The following is a 26,068-nucleotide window of genomic DNA, read 5'->3' as shown; positions in this document are numbered from 1 at the left end:
CGACTGAAAACTCAAACAACCCCTTTCATCATCCGGTCGTTATCATAAATATCTCGGCGTAATTCAATGTTCCTGAAATCCATTTTTTCAAGTAAATCTGTCATTTCTGTGCCTAAGTACTGATTGATTTCAAAATACAATTGTCCGTTTTGCAAAAGGTTTTTCTTGGCCAATTCGGCAATTTTTCTGTAAAAAATCAAAGCATCGTTGTCCTCTACAAAAAGAGCCAAGTGCGGCTCATAATCCAAAACATTCTTTTTGATTTCTTCTTTTTCTAAATTCCGGACATAAGGCGGATTCGAGACGATGATATCAAAATCATGCTTTAAGGCTTCTGCTTCTAAAATATTCTGAAGCATAAAAGTAACTTCAACTTTATTTTGAATGGCATTTCTTTTGGCCGTTTCTATCGCTTTTTTAGAAACATCAATCGCATAAACCTCCGCATTGGGAATGTTTTTTGCCAATGAAATGGCGATACAGCCACTTCCTGTTCCAATATCCAGAATTTTTATTTTTTTTGTTTTATCCTTTCCTGAATTCTCATTAATAATCCATTCTACCAGTTCTTCTGTCTCCGGACGAGGAATTAAAACATGTGCGTTGACTTCGAAGTCCAAACCATAAAAATTAGTTTTACCTAATAAATACTGAATCGGAACTTCTTTCTTTAACTGCAGTAATAAAAAATTCCATACTACAAAATCATCTTCTGTAAAAGCCAATTCATGATTTAATGCCAGATCAATTTGTCGCAATTGGTGCTTGTCTTCTAAAATTAAATAGAAAAAACTCTCCGCTTCGTAGGCATCGTAAAAAGGTGACAATTCTTTAATGAACTGAGTCCGATATTGTTTGATTTTCATTTTAGGTATTTGAACATTATTCTTTAGATAGGGGCAACGGTATTACAAGGTAAGTATTGTAATGCAAATTCACTACAACATTATCCTATAATTTTTTTAACATCCAGACAGGACAGGAACAGTGACCGGTATTGCCCAAAGGCGCCTCTAAATATTCAAAACCTGATTTTACATATAACTTTTGCGCGGCATGCATAAAAGGCATTGTTTCGATATAACATTTTTCAAAACCAAAAATTCTTGCCTGTTCTAAACATTTTTCCATCATTTTACTTCCAATTCCCAAACCGCGGGTTTTCGGTAAAAAATACATCTTCTGTAACTCACAAATCTCCGGAGCACCATTTTCTAAGGGCGCAATTCCGCAGCAACCAATAATTTCGCCGTCTTTTTCCACCACAAAATAAACCGACTTCGGCTTATTGTATTCTTCAAACATTAAGTCTAAATACGGGTCTTCATAAGCCGTTCCTACTTTAGGTATTTCCATTTCATCAAATACAGAGCGTATTAAATGTGCAACTGCCTGATTGTCTTCTTTTTTAATGGCTCTGATCGTCCAATTTTCCATATTTCCTTATTCCTTTAATGTCTATACAAAAGTAAAAATAGTTTTTCGATAGTTTCTTAACTACCCCAAAACTATCCGGACTAAACTCAAAAATAACTACTTTTGTATCGTGAATATACATGAAAAATACATAAAACGTTGCATCGAGTTGGCTCAAAATGGTTTTGGCACCACTTACCCAAATCCTATGGTAGGAAGTGTAATCGTTTACGACAATCAGATTATCGGAGAGGGTTGGCATAAAAAAGCAGGAGAACCGCATGCGGAAGTCAATGCCGTTCGTTCGGTAAAAGACAAATCGCTGTTAAGCAAAGCTACCATTTATGTTAGTTTAGAGCCTTGCAGTCATTTTGGAAAAACACCTCCGTGCAGCGACTTAATTATAGAACATAAAATTCCACATGTTGTTGTCGGGACTGTTGATCCTAATGAAAAAGTGGCAGGAAACGGTATTAAAAAGTTAATTGCTGCAGGAATCAATGTTACGGTTGGAGTTTTAGAAAAAGAATGTCACGAACTCAACAAGCGTTTTTTCACTTTTCATCAAAAGAAGAGACCTTACATCATTCTAAAATGGGCCGAAAGTCAGGACGGATTTCTGTCTCCTGAAAAACAGCAAAATGCGGAACGAAAAACCATTTGGATCACCAATCCCTATTCCAGACAATTGGTTCACAAATGGAGAAGTGAAGAGCAGGCTATTCTGGTTGGAACACAGACCGTGATAGATGACAATCCGAAATTAAACACCCGGGATTGGTCAGGAAATCATCCTGTGCGTGTTATTCTGGACCAACACAATCGCATCTCAAAAGAGAGTTTTGTTTTTGACGGGAGCGTAAAAACCATTGTATTTACAAAATCCGAAACCGGCTTTTCGGCAGAAAACACTACCTTTACAGTAATCGATTTTAGCAGCAATATGCTACCGCAAATTTTAGCTGTTTTACATCAAAATCAAATTCAGTCTGTTATTATCGAAGGAGGCGCTCAAACTTTACAGTCTTTTATCGATCAGAATATTTGGGACGAAGCCCGAATTTTTATCGGACAAGCTATTTTCAAAAATGGAACTAAAGCACCACTGATTCGAAAAGAAAACCTAACGAAAATTAATATTCTCAGCGACGAATTATTAAATATTAGAAATCATGATTGATACTATCATTTTTGACTTTGGAGATATTTTTATCAATTTAGACAAACAAGCCACTATTTGGGGATTGCAAAAATTAGGATTAACAGAATGGACTTCCGAGCTGGACCGTCTGAACCTTTTGTTTGAAACCGGAGACATTACGCGTGATGCTTTTCTGGCAGGCTTTCAAAAACAGCTTCCAAATGCCACCATCGAAGAAATCCTGGAAGCATGGAATGCCATTCTAGCTGATTTTCCTTTGTACCGACTGGAGTTTTTACAACTACTTTCTCAAAAATACCGCTTGTTTCTATTGAGCAATACAGATGCTATTCATATCGAAACTTTCGAAAACAAAACCGGCATTTCGTTTTACAGCGATTTTTATCAGTGTTTTGAAAAGGTCTATTTTTCGTTTGAAATTGGAATGCGAAAACCCAATGCTGAAGTTTTTCAGTACCTGATCAACAAACACGAACTGTCACCCAAGAGAACTTTGTTTGTAGACGATAAAAAAGAAAACACAGATTCGGCAGCAGCCCTGGGCTTTCATGTCTGGAATTTACAAGTTGGACAGGAAGATGTTGTTGATTTATTTGACAAACAAATACTTTAGCTGTTATTTTTGCCACAGCTTAAAAAATCAAACTCAATTTGGAAATTAACGATACGTACCAAACCATTGCTTTTGAATCTGAAGAAATGCTTTTGAAAGAAAAAGGCAGTAAGTTCTTTGGCTACGCTTTTCCCATAGAAAGCGAAGAGGAAGTAAAACCCATTATCGACAACTTAAAAAAACAGCATCCCCATGCCGTACACTTTTGTTATGCGTATCAATTAGGGACGGCTCCAAAAATTTCGTATCGCGCTAATGACGACGGAGAGCCCGGCAACACAGCTGGCGCACCAATTTACGGACAGATACAATCTTTTGGCGTAACCAACGTTTTAGTTGTAGTGGTTCGCATTTTTGGAGGAATTAAATTAGGTGTTGGCGGCTTAATCAGTGCATACAAAACAACGGCACAAATGACGCTTGAAGTATGTGAGATCATTGAAAAGACAATTGATGTTCATTTTTTAATCTCTTTTGATTACAAAAATATAAACAAAGTAATGCGGGTTATTAAAGAGAAAAAACTGGAAATTACGGCTCAGGAAATGGAAATTAACGAAGACACAGGGCTCCCTATTGGCAAAATAACGACTAAAACGCGAAAAAAAAATGCCGAATCAGTATTCGACATTTTTGATTTAATGTTTGAAATCGATATAAAAATTATATAATTTGACAGTAAAAGGCATCACATTTTAACAATTATACCAGTGTTTTAAATAATTCTAAAATGTAATCTGGAGGTGCTGTAGGACGACCCGTTTTTAACGAAATAAATACTAAAATAAACACAGCAGTTGTTAATAACTCATCTGCTTCGTTATAGATTGCGCAATCAAATTCAATCTTGACAGACGACTGACTTTTGAAAGCAGTATGAATTGTAAGAAGCTCATCATAACGCGCTGATTTTTTATAATTTATTTGCATCGAAACAATCGGCAGTCCAATACCGCTTTCTTCCATGCTTTTATATGAAATCCCTTTATTTCTAAGCCATTCCACGCGTCCGATCTCAAAATAGGGTACATAATTTCCGTGATAAACAACGCCCATTTGATCGGTTTCCGAGTAACGAACACGCACTTGCGTTTGATGATTTTTCATTATTTTCAGATTAAAAAAAATTAAGTTTAAAAAGTTTACTTACAACTTTTTTTTATAAAATTAGAGTTCAAAATATTTTTTTTTACAGAAATTTGTTCACATATTTGTTATCCCGAAATACGGAATAAAATTGCTCCTTTTTTATTAGGAGAATCTTTATCAATAATAAGAAAATTTATTTGAATCTATGACTAAAACTGCTCAATCGGTATGGGAAAACTGTTTGTCTTTTATAAAGGACAATATTCAAGATCAAGCATACAAAACTTGGTTTGAACCAATCAAATCAGTTGAGCTAACCGACAACGCGTTATACATTCAAGTACCAAGTAAATTTTTCTATGAATGGCTCGAAGAGCATTACGTAAAATTATTGAAAGTTGCGCTTACCAAAGAACTGGGAAAAAACGCAAAGTTACTCTATAAAATTAAAATGGAGAACACTTATGGAAATAAACAGCCTTTTACCGAGCAGCTGCCAAGTTCCAACAGAGTTCCAATGAAACCGCAAGAGGTTGATGCTCCGTTTAAAAACTTAAATCCTGAACTTAAGAATCCGTTTGTAATTCCGGGGATCAGAAATTTAAAAATTGAATCACAGTTAAATCCTAATTATAGTTTTGACAATTTCCTTGAAGGAGATTCCAACCGTTTGGCCCGTTCTGCAGGTATGGCTGTTGCCAACAAACCTGGAGGAACATCCTTTAATCCGTTATTGATTTTCGGAGGAGTTGGATTAGGAAAAACACACCTTGCACACGCTATAGGTGTGGAAGTAAAAGATAAATATCCTGAAAAAACGGTTTTATACATTTCTGCCGAGATTTTCACACAACAATATATTGATTCGGTAAAAAAGAACAATCGTAATGATTTCATCCATTTTTACCAATTAATCGATGTTTTAATTATTGACGACGTTCAGTTTTTATCCGGAAAATCAGGAACACAGGACGTATTTTTCCACATTTTCAACTATTTACACCAAAACGGAAAACAGGTAATTCTAACTTCTGACAAGGCTCCTGTTGACATGCAGGATATTGAGCAGCGTTTGTTATCCCGTTTCAAATGGGGACTGTCTGCTGAATTGCACCAACCGGATTACGAAACCAGAATTTCGATCTTAAAAAACATCCTATATCGCGATGGTGTTGAGATGCCGGAAGATATTATTGAATATGTAGCGCGCAACATCAAAAGTAACGTTAGAGAATTAGAAGGTGCTATTATTTCCTTAATCGCTCAGTCTTCTTTCAATAAAAAAGAAGTTACTATTGAATTGGCCAAAAGCGTTGTAGAGAAATTTGTTAAAAACGTAAAGAGAGAAATCTCTATCGATTATATCCAAAAAATTGTATCTGATTATTTTCAGCTTGATATCGAAACGCTTCAATCGAAAACCCGAAAGAGGCACGTGGTACAGGCGAGACAATTGGCCATGTTTTTTGCAAAGAAATTCACAAAAGCTTCTTTGGCAAACATTGGCTCACAAATTGGAGATCGCGACCACGCTACCGTATTACACGCTTGCAAAACAGTTGATAATTTAGTTTCTACAGACAAACAATTCAAAAAATTTGTCGAAGACATTAACAAAAAACTAACGCTATAAACGCGCACCATGCCAGTAAAAATCTTAATGGTTTGTTTGGGGAACATTTGCAGATCCCCTTTAGCTGAAGGTATTTTAGCTTCAAAATTGCCCAAAAATAATTTCATCGTTGACTCAGCCGGAACCGGATCCTGGCATGTAGGCCACTCCCCTGACAAACGATCTATAGCAGTTGCCAAAAAAAACGGCCTCGACATTGGAAACCAAAAAGGAAGACAATTCAAAACTGCTGACTTCACTACTTTTGATTACATCTATGTGATGGATTCTTCGAATTATGACGACGTTATCAAACTGGCTCAGAACGAAGCACAAAAAAATAAAGTTTGTCTCATTTTAGACGAATTATTTCCGGGCGAAAATGTAGATGTCCCGGACCCCTACTTCGGTGTCACCAACGGATTTGATAATGTATATCAAATGTTAGACGAAGTAACCGATATCATTTCGAAGAAACTTATCGAAAAACACTTATAAGTTCTTCTTTTCCTAACAACATAAAAAGACAGACATGAAACTTCTCGGAAAACTTTATTTAATTCCAACAACAATGGGTGAAAGCGATCCGATGGATGTTTTACCTCAAACTGTTAAAAGAAGTATCGATTTTATAGACCACTATATTGTTGAAAACGAAAAAACGGCCCGCAAATCAATAAAAGCGGTATCTCCGGAGAAAAAGCAATCCGAACTAATTCTTTTTACGCTTAATAAACGTACAGAGCCAAGCGAACATTTAGACTTCATCAAACCTTTACTCGAAGGGAAAAATGTAGGTTTAATGAGCGAAGCCGGTTGTCCGGGAGTTGCCGATCCAGGTGCTGTAATTGTAAAACTGGCACATGAAAAAGGAATTCAGGTAGTACCATTGGTTGGTCCGTCCTCTATTTTATTGGCTATGATGGCTTCTGGTATGAACGGCCAAAGTTTTACTTTCAATGGCTATTTACCAATTGATAAAGACGAGAAAAAATCGGCATTAAAGTATTTTGAAAAACTGTCTCAGGATAAAAATCAGTCTCAGCTTTTTATTGAAACGCCTTATAGAAACAATAAATTAGTCGAAGACATTTTACAAATTCTGAATCCTTCTACGCATCTGTGTATCGCAACAGACATTACATTACCAACAGAATTCATCAAAACAATGCGTGTTTCGGACTGGAAAAAATTAAAAGTAGATTTACACAACAGGCCAACCATTTTTATCATCCATAAAATGTAAATTTGACTTCTAAATCTTATTTATGAAAAAAATATCAGTTCTGCTATTCCTTTGTTTAACACATTGTATTTCCTCTTCTGACACTAAAAAAGTATCAAAAAATACAACCGCAGAACAAAATGTTACTACAGCCAATGACGATGAAAACGCTGTTTCAGAAATAGATACCCATACAGACGATAGTGAAATTCAAATAAAAGAAGACACCACAGTCTATAATATTGATTCAATAGATGTAAAACCTGATTTTGAAGGAGGACTAAAAAAACTTCATAAATTTATCAGATTTAATTATCACTATCCCGAAGACGAGCTTCAGGTAAAAGGAACAGTCGATGTTAATTTCATAGTTGAAAAAGATGACACTCTGAGTGATCCAAAATTCACCAAAGACGCAGGTTACGGAACAGGAAAAGAAGCCGTTCGTCTTATGAAAAAATGCCCTAGATGGTTTCCCGGAATGCATAATAATGATTCCGTAAGAGTTCGTTATTACTTAACAATACCAATAGACGTATATCAAGATGAGTAAACTCCCAAACATTACCACCAGTATTTTTACGGTCATGTCTAAAATGGCAACAGAACACAATGCGATTAATCTTTCACAGGGATTTCCGAATTTTCCTGTAGACGAAAGATTAACAGACATACTGGCGAAACTCACAAAAGAAAACGTGCACCAATACACTCCAATGGCCGGTTATCCGCCATTGATGGAGCAAATCGCAAAATTGGTTCACACCTCCTATAACCGAATCATCAGACCTGAAACCGAGATACTGGTTACAGCCGGAGCCACTCAGGGAATTTTTACTACCATACTGGCTTTGGTAAAAACAGGAGATGAAGTCATTATCTTAGATCCGAGTTATGATTCGTACGAATCTCCGGTTTTATTGTGCAATGCAAAACCAATTCGTGTCGCACTAAATGACGATTATACGCCTAACTGGGAAACGATAGCAAAAGCCTGTTCTTCAAAAACGAAGATGATTATCATCAATAATCCGCACAATCCAACAGGAAAAATTTTGACCCAAAATGATTTTCTTCAACTTGAAACATTATTAGAGCAACACCCGAATATACTGGTATTATCTGATGAAGTTTACGAGTACATCACTTTTGAAGAAAAACACATTTCAGCTCACACCAAAGAATTCCTTCTAAATCGCTGTATAATGGTTTCTTCCTTCGGAAAATCATTCCACATTACGGGCTGGAAAATTGGCTATACCGTTGCTCCGGAACATTTAATGAAAGAGATCAAAAAAGTACATCAATTTCTGGTTTTTAGCGTGAATAGTATTTTACAGGCTGCTATCAGTCAGTATTTAGATGTTGTGGATGTCAGCCTGCTTGGGAAATTCTATCAGGAAAAAAGAGATTATTTTCAAAAACTGCTTCAAAACAGCCGATTTGAATTGAAACCCTGCGAAGGAACTTATTTTCAGGTGGCTTCTTATGCCGGCATTTCAAATGAAGACGATGTTACTTTCTGTAAAAAATTAATCACCGAACATGGCGTTGCCGCAATTCCAATTTCTTCTTTCTATTCCGATCACAAAGATCAAAAGCTAATACGTTTTTGCTTTGCCAAAGACAATGCTACTCTCGAAGCAGCTGCAAAAAAACTATGTGATATTTAAAGTTTATCAAAAATTTATAACATTATTATGCGTGCATCCTATTTATTTAATTAATATTGTAATAAAAAGAAAATCATATGAGCTATACAGATAAAATGTTAAGAGATGACGCTTTAAAAGGCAAAGTCATTGTTGTTACAGGCGGAGGAAGCGGTTTAGGAAAAGCTATGACCAAATACTTCCTGGAATTAGGGGCTCAGGTAGCCATTACTTCAAGAGATTTAGAAAAGCTTAAAAATACTGCTGCCGAACTTGAAACCGAAACCGGAGGAAAATGTTTACCGCTTCAATGTGACGTTCGTCATTACGAAGAAGTAGAGAACATGCTTCAGGAAGTTTTAAAAACTTTTGGAAAAGTAGATGTTCTTTTAAACAATGCTGCCGGAAACTTTATCTCTCCAACAGAACGTTTATCTGCCAATGCTTTTGATACTGTTATCGATATTGTATTAAAAGGATCTAAAAACTGTACACTGGCTTTTGGTAAACACTGGATCGATACCAAACAAACCTCGGCTACGATTTTAAATATTGTAACCACTTATGCCTGGACAGGTTCAGCATACGTAGTACCAAGCGCAACTGCAAAAGCAGGAGTTCTTGCCATGACACGCAGTCTGGCTGTTGAATGGGCAAAATACGGAATCCGTTCGAATGCAATTGCTCCGGGTCCATTCCCTACAAAAGGAGCCTGGGATCGATTATTACCGGGAGATCTAGCCGAAAAATTCGATATGGCCAAAAAAGTACCTTTGAAACGTGTGGGCGATCATCAGGAACTGGCGAATCTGGCTGCTTATTTAGTATCCGATTTTTCAGCTTATGTAAACGGAGACGTTATTACCATTGATGGTGGTGAATGGCTTAAAGGTGCCGGACAATTTAATCTGTTGGAAGCAATTCCGGAAGAACTTTGGGACCAGCTTGAAATGATGATTAAAGCAAAAAAGAATAAATAATTACAAGTGCTTACTAAATTCAGAATACTTTATTAAAACTATACTGATTGCACGAAATCCCGATGGCATTGCTATCGGGATTTTTTTTGCGTAATACTAACTCCTACCAGCAAACCGGCAACAGAAGTGGTTCAGCACACATTTCCTTGTATTGCTCCGCTGACCGGAGAATCAAAATTGTTGTATTATTTACACCATTCGCAATTTTCTTAATTAATCCGGAATCTCCGTTAAACTTCTTCTTATAAATTCAATTTTAAAGTTCGGATTCCATTATCAATCCACTTAAATTATTATTTTTGCCGTACAAATATATAACACAAATTTTATGCTCATTATTGGACTTGCAGGAGGAACAGGAAGTGGAAAAACAACAGTAGTACACCAAATCATGAATGAATTACCGGACACTGAAGTGGGCGTAATTTCTCAGGATTCGTATTATAAAGAGACTACGAATTTGTCGTTTGACGAAAGAGCATTAATCAACTTTGACCACCCGCGTGCGATAGATTTTGAATTACTGGTAAAACACCTTAAAGCATTAAAAGCTGGCGAAACGATCGATCAGCCTGTATATTCTTTCATACAACACAACAGAACCGACGATACGGTTTCGACTCACCCGAGAAAAGTTATGATTGTGGAAGGAATTTTAATTTTAACAAATCCGGAATTACGTGATCTTTTTGACATTAAAATCTTTGTTCACGCCGATTCAGATGAAAGATTAATCCGTCGTTTAAAAAGAGACATTTCTGAACGCGGACGTGATATTGACGAAGTTTTGACTCGTTATCAAAACACTTTAAAACCAATGCACGAACAGTTTATAGAACCTTCTAAAGCTTTTGCAGACATTATCATTCCAAACGACAAATACAATACCGTTGCCATTGATGTTGTCCGGGCTGTAATTAATCAACGAATTTTATAATTTTTATTGTAAATTTATTGCATCAAAATTAGAAGATCCATTTAACCTTTTGTGCCTGACCAAGGCACAAAAGGATTATCACTTCTGCCAGAATCAAAACACCAATCGAAATTACACAACACAAGCGGTTAAATAAAAACTAAAATGAAAAATCCATATAAAGACAAAAAATGGTTCAAACTCCTGAGCAACAAATATGTTTGGGTGTTATTGTTTTTTGTGGTATGGATGTTATTCTTAGATAATTATTCTTATTTTGATCATCGTTTTCTGGACAATCAAATCCACGAATTACAAGACAATAAAAAATACTATCAGGACGAAATAAAAAAGGATCAGGAACAGATCAAACAGCTTAAAAATCCTGAACAAATAGAGAAATATGCCCGCGAGAAGTACTTTATGAAAAAAGACAGCGAAGATATTTACATCATCCAATTTGAAGGAGACACCATTCAAGATAAAGAATAACCCGAAAAAATACCCAATGGCCACTACCCTATTCGACGATTTTAACCCGATTTCATCCAAACAATGGAAACAAAAAATTCAGTTTGAATTAGATGGAGCCGATTACAACCAGACCGTAATTTGGAATTCTCCCGAAGACATTCAGGTAAAACCGTTTTACGACCGTGATGAATTCACAAAGGCTGCACCTGTACAAACGCAGGTTTCAAACTTTAAAATCTGCCAGAACATTTTTGTTTACGATATCGAGAAATCAATTCAAAGAGCCATCAATACACTTGAAAGAGGTGCCGAAAGCTTACGTTTTACCATCGAAAACGAAACTACTGATGTTCAGAAATTACTCGAAGCGCTTCCTTTAGAAAACAGAATTGTTTACTTTAATTTGAATTTCATTTCAATCGATTTCGTACAACTATTAGACCGCATTTCAATTGAAAAGAAAGCGATTTTTTATTGTAACCTTGACCCTATTGGTCATTTGGCGCGAGAAGGAAACTGGTTTACGACAGCCGATAAAAGCAATTTTGATACTCTTGAAAAAATAACAAAAGCCGTAACCAATATCTCCGTTTTAAGCGTAGATTTAGGTTTATATCAAAATGCCGGTGCCAATATCACACAGCAAATCGCGTACAGTTTAGCACACGCCAACGAATACCTGAACCGATTTCCCGCTACGACCCAACCCATTGTTTTTGAAGTTTCGGTAGGCACCAATTATTTCTTTGAAATTGCCAAGCTTCGTGCATTGCGAATGCTTTTCAACTTAATTGCCGCGGAATACAATTCCGACTTAGAATGTCATTTATTGGTCACTCCAACCAAACGAAATAAAACGATTTACGATTATAACGTTAACATGCTGCGTACCACAACAGAATGCATGTCGGCTATTTTGGGTGGTGCAGATGCTATCGCCAACTTACCTTACGATTCTTTGTATCATAAAGACAATGAATTTGGTGACCGAATCGCCCGCAATCAATTGCTGGTTTTAAAACACGAAAGTTACTTTGACAAAGTCGATAATCCGGCGGATGGCAGTTATTATATTGAAAGTCTGACCCTGCAGCTGGCCGAAAAAAGCTTAGCCTTGTTTAAAGACATTGAAGCAAACGGAGGTTTCCTAAAACTTTTAAACGACGGATCGATCAAAAAGAAAATCCAGGAAAGTGCCGCAAAAGAGCAGGAATTGTTCGACTCTAAAAAAGAAATTTTGTTAGGAACCAACAAACATCCCAACAAAGAAGACAAAATGAAACATGATTTAGAATTGTTTCCTTTCGTAAAAGTAAAACCAAGAAAAACATTAATTACTCCAATAATAGAAAAAAGACTGGCCGAAAAACTCGAGCAGGAACGTCTAGAACTTGAATAATCTTTTAAAGTAGTTAATTAAACCATACAACGAAGAGTCTCCATGATTAGAAAAGACCTTACACATATTACGTTAGATGTCAACAGTGCAAAGTTAGACGTGCAGAAGCCTGACTCAGAATCCGCACTTCAGAACTTTACAACAGCTGAAGGGATTGAGCTCAAAAAAAAGTACGCTGACAAAGATATTGAAGATTTAGAGTTCCTGAATTTCGGAGCCGGATTTGCACCAAATTTACGCGGACCTTATGCTACAATGTACGTGAGACGTCCGTGGACGATTCGTCAATATGCAGGATTTTCAACCGCAGAAGAAAGCAATGCTTTTTACAGAAGAAATTTAGCTGCCGGACAAAAAGGACTTTCCATTGCTTTTGATTTACCCACCCATCGCGGTTATGATTCTGATCATGAACGAGTAGTTGGGGATATTGGAAAAGCCGGAGTAGCGATCGATTCTGTTGAAGACATGAAAGTATTGTTCGATCAGATTCCACTTGACGAAATGTCGGTTTCGATGACGATGAACGGAGCCGTTTTACCTATTATGGCTTTTTATATTGTGGCAGCCGAAGAACAGGGTGTAGCTATCGAAAAATTATCCGGAACCATACAAAACGATATTCTGAAAGAGTTTATGGTGCGTAATACGTACATTTATCCTCCAACTCCTTCCATGAAAATCATTGCTGATATTTTTGAATTTACGAGCAAAAAAATGCCCAAATTCAATTCTATCTCTATTTCAGGATACCACATGCAGGAAGCCGGTGCCACGGCCGATATTGAATTGGCTTACACCTTAGCCGATGGCCTTGAATATATCAGAACCGGACTTTCAACCGGAATGACTATTGATGATTTTGCGCCAAGATTGTCTTTCTTTTGGGCGATTGGAATGAATCATTTTATGGAAATTGCCAAAATGAGAGCGGGCCGAATGATCTGGGCGAAACTAGTCCAGCAATTTAATCCAAAAAGTGACAAATCTTTAGCGCTTCGAACACACTGTCAAACCAGTGGCTGGAGTTTAACAGAACAGGATCCTTTCAATAATGTAGCCAGAACTTGTATCGAAGCCACAGCAGCAGCCTTTGGCGGAACACAGTCATTGCATACCAATGCACTAGATGAAGCTATTGCTTTACCTACTGATTTCTCGGCAAGAATTGCCCGAAACACGCAAATCTTTCTACAGGAGGAAACTAAAATTACCAAAACGGTTGATCCGTGGGGAGGTAGTTATTATGTGGAAAGCCTAACCGATGAAATCCTGAAAAGTACCTGGAAACTGATTGAAGAAGTCGAGGAACTAGGCGGAATGACAAAGGCCATTGAAGCCGGAATTCCGAAATTAAGAATTGAAGAAGCAGCGGCCAGAAAACAAGCAAGAATAGACAGCGGACAAGATATAATTGTAGGTGTCAATCAATATCGCTTAGAAAAAGAAGATCCTTTGCATATTCTGGATGTTGACAACCAGATGGTACGTAAACAGCAAATCGATCAGCTTACAACAATTAAAGCAACAAGAGATACTGAAAAAGTAAATCAATCACTCGAAAAATTAATTCATTGTGCAAAAACCGGAGAAGGAAACTTACTAGCAATTGCAATTGAAGCCGCCCGAAACAGAGCGACTTTAGGAGAAATTAGCGATGCTCTTGAAAGTGTATTCGGCAGATTCAAAGCACAAATTAAATCCTTTAGCGGTGTGTATAGTGCAGCAATAAAAAACGACGAGAATTTTGAAAAGGCAAAACAATTAGCGGATGCCTTTGCTAAACAGGAAGGAAGACGTCCGAGAATTATGATTGCAAAAATGGGTCAGGACGGACATGACCGAGGCGCAAAAGTAGTGGCTACCGGTTATGCCGATGTAGGTTTCGACGTAGACATAGGTCCGCTTTTCCAGACGCCGGCTGAAGCTGCCAAACAAGCTGTCGAAAATGACGTACACATATTAGGTGTTTCATCACTCGCTGCCGGGCATAAAACTTTGGTACCTCAGGTAATTGAAGAACTTAAAAAACACGGACGAGAAGATATTATGGTTATTGTGGGTGGAGTAATTCCGGCACAGGATTACCAATTTCTCTTTGATGCCGGAGCAGTAGCAGTATTTGGTCCCGGGACAAAAATTAGTGAAGCCGCTATTAAAATCTTAGAAATTCTAATTGACTAAAATAAAAAAATCCCGATAAACTCGGGATTTTTTGTTTTTCTGTTTGATGTTTTTAACGGTGTATTGTAGCGTTACTATCCGCTTCAATATAAGAAAGATCATAACCTGCAAAGGCTTTCAGGTAACTTTTTAATGAAGTCCCGTAAGCATCCCTAAAATGTCTGCCTCCGTTGTTCTTAAAAAAGTTTTTAACCGAACCGGCACCTCCAAGATGTGCAGCGGCTAAAATACCAGACTCGGTAATTTCAATACCACTGATCACTTTCCCTTCATACTTTTCGATTTCATTACGCAAAATCCATTTGTTTTTGGACAATAGCGCAATAAAAGCTTTTTCCTGTAAGGCAGGATCCTTTAAAAAGGCTTTGTTGTTTCGAACACCAATGGCTCTCAGTGCCTGAGTCCCAAATTGATATTTTCCCATATAACCAAGTGAATTTACCAAACGGTATTTTCCTTGAGATTCTTTAAAAGCGACGGCTTCTTTAAAACCAATAAGACGCTTTCCGGTAAATGGGGTGTTTAATTTGTGTAAGGTAGGATAATCATCCTCTTCCTGCGATGGAAACAGGTATTCAGATCCATCTGTTTTTTCTATTAGAAACCACGGTTTGGTTTCCAGATTAAAGGGTTTAAAACCCAAAGTCAAAAATGTAATAATAACGATCAAACTCGCATAAAAATACCACTTCTTTATCATAAATTGTTTTTCTTCAAAACGCTGTCACCTTTTTGAAATTTCTACGGTGCAAAGGTAATAAAAAACAAACAATACTGATAATCAACAAGTTAAGATTTTCTAAAAATAGAAGGCATGTGCTTTAAGCCCTTTATTGGCGGAGTATTCGAGAGTTGGAGCCGGAATTTTTATAGTGCTAAAAACGGAAAAAATAGTCTTCAAAAAATGCGATTTTGTTTCAATTTTTGTCAAATCTACGTCAAAACTAAGATAAATCTGACGAAATCTTTCAGGGTTTTGAGCGAAATCCAGATTATCTTTTTGTAAATTTCCTGTTAACATTCCCTCCGCTCCATAACCAAAAGCGAGATTTAACCACTTTGGAATTTTGCTTTGTTTTGCGAAAGAATGAAGGTTTACAGAAAGCCAATACGTCTGTCCATTGTAATCTTTTAAGAGCTGTTCATTTAAAGAACTTCCCAATGTCTTAGGTCTTAAATTTGCGTAATGTGTAGTGTGAAAAGAAAATTTTGGAACAATGCGCTGTTCTTTCCAAAGTAATTCCTGAGAAACATATAAGGCAGTACCGGTTGCATTGGCAATAATATCACCTGAAGAAGCGCCCCATTCGGCCGAAAAGCCATCCAGAACTTCAACAGCCGTTAAAAAGGCAAAACCTAAACCTGCTCCGTAAATCAGTTGCTTTTTTTGATCGGCACCACTCCAGTTCATCATTTCAGCACCAAACCTTCCCAAATGATATGCTGAATACATATGCCCTACTTTATCCATCTGAAGCCATTCGTTATTATCATTTATAAAATGAAAATTAGAACGCGGATAATCGGCATACCAAAGCTGGTTTAAACCTAGCAATGTTACTGAAGCCAGAGCAGCTTCAGTAACGATAACTGTATTTTGTCGTTTCTTATTTAAGCTGTCCAAAGGGGTTAAAAAACTTTCGAACCTGCTTTGGGCATTCACAGAAAAAACACCCGGCAACATCAAAACCGATAAGAAAAATATATTTTTAAAACTCAAAACTATCTTGTTACGCCCTGACTGGCAATCCAGTCTGAATATTTTTTTGCATTTACATTATGTTCGGCTAAAGTAGCAGCAAATTCGTGGTATCCGAAGCGTTCAACACTGGCGCAAAAATAAATATAATCGTTTTTTTCCGGATTTAAAACCGCTTCAAGAGCTGTAATATCAGGCATCGCGATCGGTCCTGGAGGAAGTCCAATATTCACATAGGTATTGTACGGAGATCTCATAAGCAAGTCGTTGTAGAATACTCTTTTGATCACTTGGTCAAAATTGTTATCTCTTAGTTTTAAAGCATAAATTACGGTTGGATCTGCCTGTAATGGCATTTCTAAACGCAAACGATTCAAATAAACACCGGCAATACGGGGTCTTTCATCTTTTTTTACGGATTCTTTATGAACGATCGAAGCTAAAATAGTAACCTGAACCGGAGTTAATCCCTGTTTTTTTGCCTTTTCAATTCTCTCAGCAGTCCAGAAATTATGATATTCTTTGATCATTTTATCACGGAATTTCTCTGCAGAAGTATTCCAGTAAATTTCATAAGTATTCGGAATAAACATGGCAAAGACATTGTCTTCGTTGAAACCGTTTGCTTTCAAAAATTCCGGATCTTTAAAGGCTTTCATCAAAGACAAACTGTCGGCTTCGATTTCAGAACCTACTCTTCCTGCAAAATTTTCCAGACGCTCCTGATTGTTAAAAGCTAATTTTACCGGAACATTAGAACGCATGGCGCGAACCAAATCCATATTATTCATGTCTTTTTTAAGCAAAAAACGACCTGACTTTACATTTTCAGGGTAGCTTCTTTTGTTGGCCACCATCTCAAAATCTTCAAAATTCTTGATATAGGGCTCTAATATTTTCTTTACATCGGTATAATTAGCTCCTGTAGGAACATACACGTACAATTCTTTCTTCTCGAATTTGGTATTGGCACTGAAGATTTTACTAATTAAAATAAATCCGTAAACCATTAAAACTGAAATTACGGCAACAGCAGCTAACGTGATGATTTTTTTTATGCTCAAAGTTTTAAATTTAAATGTGTTTGTTAATTAACTGAAACATTGCTTCGTCCTGATACTGGTTTTGGAGCAAAATCCAATCTTTCTTAATTCCTATTTTCTCAAAGCCAAATTTAGTAAAAAGAGCTACACTTGGTACATTTCCCACAGCAATATTTGCATATAATTGGTGCAAATTTAAATTGTGAAATGCATAGTTAATTAAAAGCCCTAATGCCTCAGATCCAACTTTTTGATTTCTATTTTCATCCTTTTGAATGACAATTCCAATACCTGCCCTGTTATTTTTCGGATCAAATTCAAACAAATCAATTAATCCAATCGCCGGAAAGTCCTGATCCTGACAAATAGCCAAACGCAGTTGCTTGGCCTCGTAAATATCCTGTTGTGCATTTTCAAGATACTGGCGTATCAAAAACCTGCTGTAAGGGGTTTGTGTGTTACTCACTTCCCAAATGCTTTCATCATTTTCCATAGCATACACAAATTCCAAATCATTGGGTTCTAATGCACGCAGATAAATCGAGTCGCCTTTGAGTGTTATCATTTAATTGTAAATTGTTGATTGTAGATTTCTGATTTTTGTGCTTAAATTTCAATAGTTCCTTTGAAAACAAACTTAGCGGGTCCGGTCAAGAAAACGTTTGTAAAATGATCTCCTGATTTGTCAAAAGAAACAACCAGCTTACCGCCTTCAACATTCAAATTAATGGAAGTTTCATCGGTTAACCCAATAGCATTCATCGCGATTGCTACTGCGGTTGCTCCTGTTCCACAAGCTAAAGTTTCATCTTCAACACCTCTTTCATACGTACGCAATGAAAAAGTACTGTTGTCTACTTTTTTTACAAAATTAATATTGCTTCCTTTTTCGCCATACAACTCGCCATAACGAATTGCGGCACCATTTTCTTTGACATTGTAATGCTCTAAATCATCCACAAGCTGTACGTGATGTGGCGAACCTGTATTCAAAAAAGTATAAGCCTCTTTCTTTTGCACTTCATCAACATCAATCATTTGTAACGAAATAATAGCATCCTCTCCTACCGAAGCATGATGCAAACCGTCGGTTGCAATAAAAGTAGTTTTATCGTCAATTACCCCCAACTGATTGGCAAAAGCAACCAGACAACGACCACCATTTCCGCACATCGAACTCTGATTTCCATCTGAATTATAATAGACCATTCTAAAGTCAGTGTCGGTATCATTTTCCAGCAAAATAAGTCCGTCTGCACCTATCCCGAAACGTCTGTCGCACAGGCGTTCAATTAATTTAATATTGTCTTTTGGAAAGAACTCTGATCGGTTGTCAATCATGACAAAATCGTTCCCTGTACCCTGATATTTATAAAATTCTATTTGCATTTTTTTCTCATTAATAACCACAAAAGTACGAACAAATAATTAATGAAATGTTAATCAATGTTAAAGAGCGTTAAACCGTTTTTCCAAATAATTTTTTGAAGTATTTTTACGTTAAAATAACCAATAATATAAACTGCAATATGAAAAGATTTTCAACCTTGTTTTTAGTTTCACTGCTTAGTGGTGCGACTACCCTTGGTGCTTACAAATTGTTATTTGAAAGCAACAATTCTTTTTTTGGAAGAGGAAATTCTGTTGTTACTCTTGCCCCCAATTCATTTGGAAGAAACGTAGCTTTATCTGCTGAAACGGTTGATTTTACAGCGGCCGCAGACAAAACCATTCACACTGTTGTACACGTAAAAAATGTTTCGCGAAGAACAGTCAGCAATCCGATGATGGAATTTTTCTATGGTTATGGAGGTCAACAGCAGCAAGAGCAAGTTGGAACCGGATCCGGAGTTATAATTTCAGAAGACGGATACATTGTAACCAACAATCACGTGATTAAAGATGCTACAGAAATTGAAATCACACTGAACAATAAAAAGTCATACAAGGCTAAATTAATAGGTACCGATTCTAAAATGGATATCGCTTTACTGAAAATTAATGCCGACGAAAAATTACCTTATACCGCATTTGCCAATTCTGATTCTGTAAAAATCGGAGAATGGGTTTTGGCCGTGGGAAATCCGTATAACTTAACTTCCACTGTTACGGCCGGAATTGTTTCGGCGAAAGCCAGAAATCTGGACACCAACGGAATCCAGTCTTTCATTCAGACCGATGCTGCGGTAAACCCCGGAAATAGTGGTGGTGCCTTAGTCAATACCAGAGGAGAATTGATTGGGATTAATACCATGATTTCTTCTATGACCGGTTCTTATGTAGGTTATTCGTTTGCCGTTCCGTCTAATATTGCCCGAAAAATAATCGAAGACATTATGGAATTCGGAAATGTACAAAGAGGTATCCTGGGGGTTGAAGGTGGCGAATTGAACAGTACCGCTTCTAAAGAGCTAGGAATTACAGAGACACAAGGTTTCTACATTAGTAAGGTATCCAAAAACTCCGGTGCCGAAAAAGCCGGACTTGGTAAAGGAGATATTATCGTGAAGCTTGACGACCAAAATATTGCAACTTATGCAGACCTGTCAGGTTACATCAATACAAAACGTCCAAATGATGTCGTTAAAGTGACCTATATTAAAGATGGAAAAACAAAAACAGTTCCGGTAACTTTAAGTAAAAATGAATTTTTCAGTACTGAATTTAAGGGAATTGAATTAGAAAATATCGATGCTGCGGATAAAAAGAGATTCAAAATTGACTATGGTGTAAAAATCAGAAGTATAACGAATGAAAATTTAATGCAGTATCAAAATGAGCTGCAAGGTAATATCATACTAAGTATTGATAATGTAAAAGCAACCAATATCGAAACGGTTTCTAAGTTATTAAACAGAAAAAATGAAGGACAAAGCGTACGTCTTGAAATGATCAGTAAGTCAGGTGAAATACTTAGAATTATTATTTAAGTCTTCGTTTATAGTCGCAGTTTACAGTCGCAGTTTACAGTCACTGTTCTCAGTTTTTTTGCACTGAAAACTGAAAACTGCGACTGAAAACTCAAAAAAAGTCATCTTAGAAATAAGGTGACTTTTTTTATTTTCATCCAAATACGAAGCTGCATTTTTGTTAATCGGAGCCCTCTTTTTTACTCCTCGAAAAAAATTATTTTTTACAGCCAATTCAAAAATAAATCATAAAATAGTTTACGAAATCGATTGAAATGGGTACTTTTGCGCAAAATTTAAAAATAGTCGTGTATTTATTTTTTCAATTTAATCAATTATGAGCAAAAAATCTTTGTACCAAAAAGAGGTATCATTACAAGTCGACCGAAGAAGAGCTGGTGTCGAATTAATTAAAATCATAAGCGATTTATGGTATGACAAATCCATCGAAATGGTTCTATTCAAAAACCAATTACTGGATAAAAATGTCAGCGATATTATCAATTTGCATCAATATGCCGGTGAATTTGTAGGGAAGCCTATCACCATTTTTGATTCAGTTGAAATCGCCAGAGTTGTTTTGTCTTTAGATCTTCCGCCTGCTAAATTAGATCTTGGAAAACTAACTTATGAATATCGTTTGGAAGATGAAAAATATCCTGATGCGCGATATTTTGTAATCGAGAAATTGAAAGAAGCAAAATCTTCAGAAGAAATTCAACCAAAAGATGTTGTTTTATATGGTTTTGGAAGAATTGGCCGTTTATTAGCCAGAGAATTAATGTCTAAAACCGGAAAAGGAAATCAATTGCGATTGAGAGCAATTGTTACCAGAGATAAAAATGATGCTTCAACATTAGAGAAAAGAGCTTCTCTATTGCGATACGATTCAATTCACGGAGATTTTCAGGGATCAGTTACTGCCGATCCAAAAAACAATGCATTGATTATCAACGGAACCACCGTACATATCATTACTGCAAATTCACCAGAAGAAATTGATTATACGTTATACGGAATCAATGATTCATTGGTAATTGATAATACAGGAGCTTTTACTACAGAAGAAGCTTTAAGAAGACATTTAACTTCTAAAGGAGCCAGTAAAGTTTTATTGACTGCCCCTGGAAAAGGAGTTCCAAATATTGTTCATGGTGTAAACCATAACGAATACAATCCTGACGAAATTGATATTTTCTCAGCTGCTTCCTGCACCACAAATGCAATTACGCCAGTTTTAAAAGCTGTCGAAGATACATTAGGTGTAGTAAAAGGACATTTAGAAACTATCCATGCTTATACAAACGATCAGAATTTGGTCGACAATATGCATAAAAAATACCGTCGTGGAAGAGCAGCAGCTTTAAATATGGTAATTACCGAAACTGGTGCCGGAAGTGCTGTTGCAAAAGCATTGCCATCATTGGAAGGAAAATTAACTTCGAATGCGATTAGAGTTCCTGTTCCAAACGGTTCTTTGGTAGTTCTTAATTTAGAAGTTAAAAAAGCAACTACGATCCCGGCGATCAATAAGATCATGAAAAAATACGCTTTAGAAGGCGAATTGGTAGAACAAATCAAATATTCATTGAATAACGAATTGGTTTCTTCTGATATTGTAGGAACTTCAGCTCCTTCAATTTATGACAGTAACGCTACAATTGTTTCTAAAGACGGGAAAAATATTGTATTATACATTTGGTACGATAACGAATACGGTTATAGCCACCAGGTAATTCGTTTGGCAAAATACATTGCCAAAGTAAGACGTTTTACTTACTACTAGGATATACCAAAACCATCCATACTGCAAAAGCCATCAAGTTTTCCTGATGGCTTTTGCTTTTTTAATTATAAGCGAGCTCAATTCTACTCTCTTAAAATAGATTCACATCACTTCCTTAAATTATATTGGTAAAACCGTAGTGCTCTTTACTTCAGAAATAACAAAAACAGTATTAATAAGAGAAACCTCGGGAAGGACAGATAATTTTTTTTGATGAAAATGATGATAGCTTTCCATATCAGGAATGATCACTTTTAACATATAATCAAAATTTCCCGAAACATAGTTACACTCAACCACTTCCGGCAAGTTTAAAATCGACTGATTGAATCCTTCCGACGTATCATAAGTCTGTTTGGTTAGCGTGACTTGGCAATACACCGTCAGATTGTTACCTAGTTTTTTCTTGTTTAAAATAGAAACATACTTCTCTATAACCCCCTCTTTTTCAAGACGTTTGACCCGATCATGAACAGGTGTCAGGGACAGGTTTATTTTGTTTGCGATATCTTTTAAAGTATAATGCGCATTTTCCTGTAAAAGTCGTAAGATTTTCTTGTCAATATCATCTAAAGCCATAACGAAATCGTTTTCATTGATTAATAAAATTTAGTCATTTTTTCTTTTTAGAGGCAATTTAATTTCCTTAAACAGTATATTTTTCTGTAAAAGTAAAAAATAAAATAATATTTTCTTATTTATTACTCATTAATCAATAATATATTCTCTATCTGTAGTTTTGTAAAACAATTTCAACAAAAAATAAAAAAGATAACAAAATGATAATAGGTGTTCCAAAAGAAATCAAGAATAATGAGAACCGTGTAGCATTAACTCCTGCAGGAGTTTCTGAAATGAAAAAACACGGACATACTGTTTATGTACAAGCTACTGCCGGTCTAGGAAGTGGTTTCGCTGACGAAGAGTATGCAAATGCAGGTGCGGTAGTTTTAGGAACTATTGAAGAAGTATATGCAATTGCTGAAATGATTATTAAAGTAAAAGAGCCAATTGCTTCTGAGTATCCATTAATCAAGAAAGATCAATTATTATTCACTTATTTCCACTTTGCTTCATCAGAACCATTAACTCACGCTATGCTTGAAAAAGGTGCTGTATGTTTGGCTTACGAAACAGTTGAAAAAGCAGATCGTAGTTTACCATTATTAGTACCAATGTCTGAAGTAGCCGGACGTATGGCTATTCAACAAGGTGCAAAATACCTTGAAAAACCATTAAAAGGAAGAGGAATTCTTTTAGGAGGTGTTCCAGGTGTACCACCAGCAAAAGTATTGGTTTTAGGTGGTGGAATCGTAGGAACTCAGGCTGCTAAAATGGCTGCTGGTTTAGGTGCTCAGGTAACTATCATGGACTTAAGCTTACCACGTTTACGTTATTTAGATGATATCATGCCAGCTAACGTGAACACAGAAATGTCTAACCACTACAACATCACAAAAGCAATCGCTACAGCTGATTTAATTGTTGGTGCAGTTTTAATTCCAGGAGCAAAAGCACCTCACTTGATCACTCGTGATATGTTAAAATTAATGCGTCCGGGAACTGTTGTTGTTGACGTAGCTGTAGATCAGGGTGGATGTATCGAGACTTGTACTCCTACAACTCACGAAAACCCAACTTTCATCATTGACGATATTGTTCACTATTGTGTAGCTAATATGCCGGGAGCTGTTCCTTACACTTCTACTTTAGCTTTAACAAATGCAACTTTACCATACGCTGTACAATTAGCAAACAAAGGATGGGAAAAAGCTTGTAATGAAAACGAAGAATTGAAAAAAGGATTAAACATCGCTAATGGAAAAATCCTTTACAAAGGAGTTGCAGAAGCTTGGAATCTACCTTTCAACGAAGAATTAGTGTTAACAAACGCATAGGTGTTAACATTAAAATAAGTGCTTACTAAAACACTATCAAAAGGCTTTTCTTAATTGAGAAGCCTTTTTTTACACCCACAAAAAAACCTGTCATGAAAAACAAGACAGGTTTTTTTATTATTTTATAAGTATGAACTATTTTTCATCCAAAACTTCCTGCAATACTTTTGCTTCGGTTCCATTTGGAAAAGTTACTTTAATTTTTTGTGCTATTGTCGGAGCAATTTCTGTAATCGCTTTTTTATCATAGGATTCTCCTTTTTTAATGTGCCATCCATAAAAAATAGCAGGAACGTGAGTATCATAACTATAAGGCGTTCCGTGTGAGGTTCCTGTATTAGAATATTCGATATCTCCAGGTTTATCCAAAATAATTAAGTCTCCATTTTGAGTGACATCGTAACCTTTTGCCACAAAATCAAGGTAATAATCTTTACCGGAATTGGCTAAAATTTCTTCCTCTGTATACACTCGCTTCACCTGAGGCTGTGAAATCAGAAACTCTTTGAAAATCTGTTTTACTTTAGTTAATTCAAGTCCTTTTTTCTTAAGAACTGGTTTATTCAAAAACACATTAAAGTTGGAATAATTTAAAATTAAATCCACACCAAATGTTTTTACAGAGAAATCCTGCAAACTCTTTTTTACTTCCTTAGCAGGATAATTATTCACATTATATTTTCTGTCTTTTAAGTAAATTACATTTTCAGCCCCTGCGTGATCTGCTGTTAAAAATAGTAAGTAGTTGTCTTTCCCAACAGTCTTGTCTAAATAATTCAAAAAGTCAGCGATTGTCTGATCCAGTCTCAAATACGTATCCTGAAGCTCCATTGATCTTGGCCCAAGTAAGTGTCCTACGTAATCTGTAGAAGAAAAACTAACCGTTAAGAAATCTGTAATACTATCTTTTCCTAATTCTTCTTTCTCGATAGCTTTCATAGCAAACTCTGCTAATAAATCATTCCCGTAAGGTGTAGCTCTTAAGATTCCGGCATCATTCTTTTCATACATATTCTTTAAATCATAAGGAAAAACCGGAGCAGCACTTCCGTATAACTTTCCTTCATAAGGATTATTATCCGGTAAACTCTCGTTATAAACCGAAGCTGGCTTAAACAAATCCCATCCCTTATTGATATATGGCATATAATGTTTTTCATTATTGAAATCTGAAACCCATTGCGGTAACTTTTCACCGTAGAAAGTACTCGAAATAAACGAACCTGTCTTACTGTACCAAAAAGCCCAGTTTGCAAAATGCCCAGCCGGCAAGATCGCTCCACGGTCTTTAAGACTCATACCAATCACCTTTCCTTCAAAATTAGTTGCCATTCTCACTTCATCGGTAATAGTAGTGCTTTGCAGGTTTTTAGGCGACATAGCCCCTTCTTCTACCGTACCATCTCCTACTGTTTTCACACCTGCATCATCCGTACAATACGTTTCCTTACCAAGCGTTCTGCTAAACCATTCATTCCCAACAATTCCATGAGTTGCAGGCGTAGTTCCGGTATATATAGAAGCATGCCCGGGCGCAGTATAGGTAGGCATATAATTATAATGCATATTTTGAAAAGTATATCCATTATTCATCAATCGTTTAAATCCATTAGACGAAAAATCATCTGAGAACCGATACAAATATTCCATTTTCATCTGGTCTACCACAATACCTACCACCAACTTAGGGCGCTGTTGAGCACTTAAATTTGAGATTACAAATAGTGTCAACAATACAATAGTTTTTTTCATACTTAAATTATAATGTTTCAAACAAAAATACTGATTCACTTTTAAAAAAAACTACCATACCAACTTAAAAAACTAAAATCGACTATAATTTAACAGAATCAAAACTAATAAGATAACTATGGCGTTCCCCTCCGGGTCGGGCTGTCCGCTAAATCTTTTGCGATAAAAGTTTTTGGAGATTATAAGAAGATTAAAGGTGTCACAAAAGGATACCGCTGCCATCCCTAACGCAGTTCACGGTAAACAGAATAAATCCGTT

Annotated in this window: 26 protein-coding genes; 16 read left to right on the top strand and 10 right to left on the bottom strand. The window is 36.3% G+C overall.

Annotated features, from left to right (window positions below; genetic code table 11):
* Positions 1-11 precede the first annotated feature (11 nt).
* Positions 12-866 (bottom strand): peptide chain release factor N(5)-glutamine methyltransferase, encoded by an 855-nt coding sequence (prmC, locus tag ACN1CN_RS11905; protein WP_419135824.1) that lies wholly within the window; start codon positions 864-866, stop codon positions 12-14.
* Positions 867-951: 85 nt separating this feature from the next.
* On the bottom strand, positions 952-1,437 hold the full coding sequence (locus ACN1CN_RS11900; protein WP_264525053.1) for a GNAT family N-acetyltransferase: 486 nt from the start codon (positions 1,435-1,437) through the stop codon (positions 952-954).
* A 109-nt stretch (positions 1,438-1,546) separates the two neighbouring features.
* On the opposite strand from ACN1CN_RS11900, the gene ribD reads away from it, so the two are divergent.
* Genes ribD through ACN1CN_RS11885 form a run of 3 tightly spaced genes read left to right on the top strand, consistent with a single transcriptional unit; the run spans position 1,547 to position 3,862 of the window.
* Positions 1,547-2,596, top strand: coding sequence for a bifunctional diaminohydroxyphosphoribosylaminopyrimidine deaminase/5-amino-6-(5-phosphoribosylamino)uracil reductase RibD (gene ribD / locus ACN1CN_RS11895; RefSeq protein WP_419135823.1), 1,050 nt, complete (start codon positions 1,547-1,549; stop codon positions 2,594-2,596).
* Positions 2,589-3,191, top strand: a complete 603-nt coding sequence (locus ACN1CN_RS11890; protein ID WP_419135822.1) for an HAD family hydrolase — start codon at positions 2,589-2,591, stop codon at positions 3,189-3,191. The genes ribD and ACN1CN_RS11890 overlap by 8 nt, the downstream gene beginning before the upstream one ends.
* A 38-nt stretch (positions 3,192-3,229) precedes the next feature.
* On the top strand, positions 3,230-3,862 hold the full coding sequence (locus ACN1CN_RS11885; RefSeq protein WP_419135821.1) for an IMPACT family protein: 633 nt from the start codon (positions 3,230-3,232) through the stop codon (positions 3,860-3,862).
* Positions 3,863-3,893: 31 nt separating this feature from the next.
* On the opposite strand, the gene ACN1CN_RS11880 is transcribed toward ACN1CN_RS11885, so the two are convergent.
* Positions 3,894-4,298 (bottom strand): acyl-CoA thioesterase, encoded by a 405-nt coding sequence (locus ACN1CN_RS11880; protein WP_070907522.1) that lies wholly within the window; start codon positions 4,296-4,298, stop codon positions 3,894-3,896.
* A gap of 187 nt (positions 4,299-4,485) precedes the next feature.
* Between ACN1CN_RS11880 and dnaA the strand changes: the two genes are divergently transcribed.
* The 10 genes from dnaA (at position 4,486) to scpA (ending at position 14,722) form a co-directional block, all read left to right on the top strand.
* Positions 4,486-5,913, top strand: coding sequence for a chromosomal replication initiator protein DnaA (dnaA, locus tag ACN1CN_RS11875; protein ID WP_065451227.1), 1,428 nt, complete (start codon positions 4,486-4,488; stop codon positions 5,911-5,913).
* Positions 5,914-5,922: 9 nt separating this feature from the next.
* Positions 5,923-6,390 carry a low molecular weight protein-tyrosine-phosphatase gene (locus tag ACN1CN_RS11870; protein ID WP_263361797.1) on the top strand — a complete coding sequence of 156 codons (468 nt, stop codon included), beginning with the start codon at positions 5,923-5,925 and terminating at the stop codon, positions 6,388-6,390.
* A 34-nt stretch (positions 6,391-6,424) separates the two neighbouring features.
* Positions 6,425-7,138 (top strand): SAM-dependent methyltransferase, encoded by a 714-nt coding sequence (locus ACN1CN_RS11865; protein WP_291285519.1) that lies wholly within the window; start codon positions 6,425-6,427, stop codon positions 7,136-7,138.
* A gap of 22 nt (positions 7,139-7,160) precedes the next feature.
* Positions 7,161-7,670, top strand: coding sequence for an energy transducer TonB (locus tag ACN1CN_RS11860; RefSeq protein ID WP_419135819.1), 510 nt, complete (start codon positions 7,161-7,163; stop codon positions 7,668-7,670).
* Entirely contained in the window at positions 7,663-8,790 is a 1,128-nt protein-coding gene (locus ACN1CN_RS11855; RefSeq protein WP_419135818.1) for a methionine aminotransferase, read from the top strand. The genes ACN1CN_RS11860 and ACN1CN_RS11855 overlap by 8 nt, the downstream gene beginning before the upstream one ends.
* Before the next feature lie 77 nt (positions 8,791-8,867).
* Complete coding sequence (locus ACN1CN_RS11850) at positions 8,868-9,749, top strand: SDR family oxidoreductase (RefSeq protein WP_264525061.1); 882 nt, start codon at positions 8,868-8,870, stop codon at positions 9,747-9,749.
* Positions 9,750-10,077: 328 nt separating this feature from the next.
* A complete protein-coding gene (gene udk, locus ACN1CN_RS11845; RefSeq protein WP_173966195.1) occupies positions 10,078-10,686 on the top strand; it encodes a uridine kinase in 609 nt (202 codons plus the stop codon).
* Between the two features lie 144 nt (positions 10,687-10,830).
* Positions 10,831-11,157 (top strand): FtsB family cell division protein, encoded by a 327-nt coding sequence (locus tag ACN1CN_RS11840; RefSeq protein ID WP_264525062.1) that lies wholly within the window; start codon positions 10,831-10,833, stop codon positions 11,155-11,157.
* A gap of 16 nt (positions 11,158-11,173) precedes the next feature.
* On the top strand, positions 11,174-12,538 hold the full coding sequence (locus ACN1CN_RS11835) for a methylmalonyl-CoA mutase subunit beta (RefSeq protein WP_419135816.1): 1,365 nt from the start codon (positions 11,174-11,176) through the stop codon (positions 12,536-12,538).
* Positions 12,539-12,580: 42 nt separating this feature from the next.
* Positions 12,581-14,722, top strand: a complete 2,142-nt coding sequence (scpA, locus tag ACN1CN_RS11830; protein WP_419135815.1) for a methylmalonyl-CoA mutase — start codon at positions 12,581-12,583, stop codon at positions 14,720-14,722.
* A gap of 52 nt (positions 14,723-14,774) precedes the next feature.
* Here scpA and ACN1CN_RS11825 read toward each other — a convergent pair whose 3' ends face one another.
* The 5 genes from ACN1CN_RS11825 to dapF all read right to left on the bottom strand — a co-directional run bounded on the left by ACN1CN_RS11825 (position 14,775) and on the right by dapF (position 18,853).
* Positions 14,775-15,422, bottom strand: coding sequence for a peptidoglycan-binding protein LysM (locus ACN1CN_RS11825; protein ID WP_291285514.1), 648 nt, complete (start codon positions 15,420-15,422; stop codon positions 14,775-14,777).
* A gap of 99 nt (positions 15,423-15,521) precedes the next feature.
* The gene (locus ACN1CN_RS11820) at positions 15,522-16,442 is read right to left on the bottom strand and encodes a DUF2279 domain-containing protein (RefSeq protein WP_419135813.1); all 921 of its coding nucleotides are present in this window, start codon (positions 16,440-16,442) and stop codon (positions 15,522-15,524) included.
* A 2-nt stretch (positions 16,443-16,444) separates the two neighbouring features.
* Positions 16,445-17,485, bottom strand: a complete 1,041-nt coding sequence (gene mltG, locus ACN1CN_RS11815) for an endolytic transglycosylase MltG (RefSeq protein WP_419135812.1) — start codon at positions 17,483-17,485, stop codon at positions 16,445-16,447.
* A 10-nt stretch (positions 17,486-17,495) separates the two neighbouring features.
* The gene (locus ACN1CN_RS11810; RefSeq protein WP_291285512.1) at positions 17,496-18,029 is read right to left on the bottom strand and encodes a GNAT family N-acetyltransferase; all 534 of its coding nucleotides are present in this window, start codon (positions 18,027-18,029) and stop codon (positions 17,496-17,498) included.
* Positions 18,030-18,070: 41 nt separating this feature from the next.
* Positions 18,071-18,853, bottom strand: coding sequence for a diaminopimelate epimerase (gene dapF, locus ACN1CN_RS11805; RefSeq protein ID WP_264525069.1), 783 nt, complete (start codon positions 18,851-18,853; stop codon positions 18,071-18,073).
* Between the two features lie 140 nt (positions 18,854-18,993).
* Between dapF and ACN1CN_RS11800 the strand changes: the two genes are divergently transcribed.
* A complete protein-coding gene (locus tag ACN1CN_RS11800) occupies positions 18,994-20,394 on the top strand; it encodes a trypsin-like peptidase domain-containing protein (RefSeq protein WP_264525070.1) in 1,401 nt (466 codons plus the stop codon).
* A gap of 316 nt (positions 20,395-20,710) precedes the next feature.
* The gene (locus ACN1CN_RS11795; protein WP_264525071.1) at positions 20,711-22,159 is read left to right on the top strand and encodes a glyceraldehyde-3-phosphate dehydrogenase; all 1,449 of its coding nucleotides are present in this window, start codon (positions 20,711-20,713) and stop codon (positions 22,157-22,159) included.
* Between the two features lie 120 nt (positions 22,160-22,279).
* On the opposite strand, the gene ACN1CN_RS11790 is transcribed toward ACN1CN_RS11795, so the two are convergent.
* The gene (locus ACN1CN_RS11790; RefSeq protein ID WP_264525072.1) at positions 22,280-22,738 is read right to left on the bottom strand and encodes an Lrp/AsnC family transcriptional regulator; all 459 of its coding nucleotides are present in this window, start codon (positions 22,736-22,738) and stop codon (positions 22,280-22,282) included.
* Between the two features lie 200 nt (positions 22,739-22,938).
* Here ACN1CN_RS11790 and ald point away from each other — a divergent pair, with 200 nt between their 5' ends.
* Complete coding sequence (ald, locus tag ACN1CN_RS11785) at positions 22,939-24,057, top strand: alanine dehydrogenase (RefSeq protein ID WP_264525073.1); 1,119 nt, start codon at positions 22,939-22,941, stop codon at positions 24,055-24,057.
* Positions 24,058-24,192: 135 nt separating this feature from the next.
* On the opposite strand, the gene pafA is transcribed toward ald, so the two are convergent.
* On the bottom strand, positions 24,193-25,809 hold the full coding sequence (pafA, locus tag ACN1CN_RS11780) for an alkaline phosphatase PafA (protein WP_419135810.1): 1,617 nt from the start codon (positions 25,807-25,809) through the stop codon (positions 24,193-24,195).
* Between the last annotated feature and the right edge of the window lie 259 nt (positions 25,810-26,068).

It is taken from the genome of Flavobacterium sp. T12S277 (assembly GCF_048514875.1).
Taxonomy (GTDB): Bacteria; Bacteroidota; Bacteroidia; order Flavobacteriales; family Flavobacteriaceae; genus Flavobacterium.
Note: the sequence above shows the minus strand (reverse complement) of the source record. Positions and strands in the feature narration are given on the sequence as shown.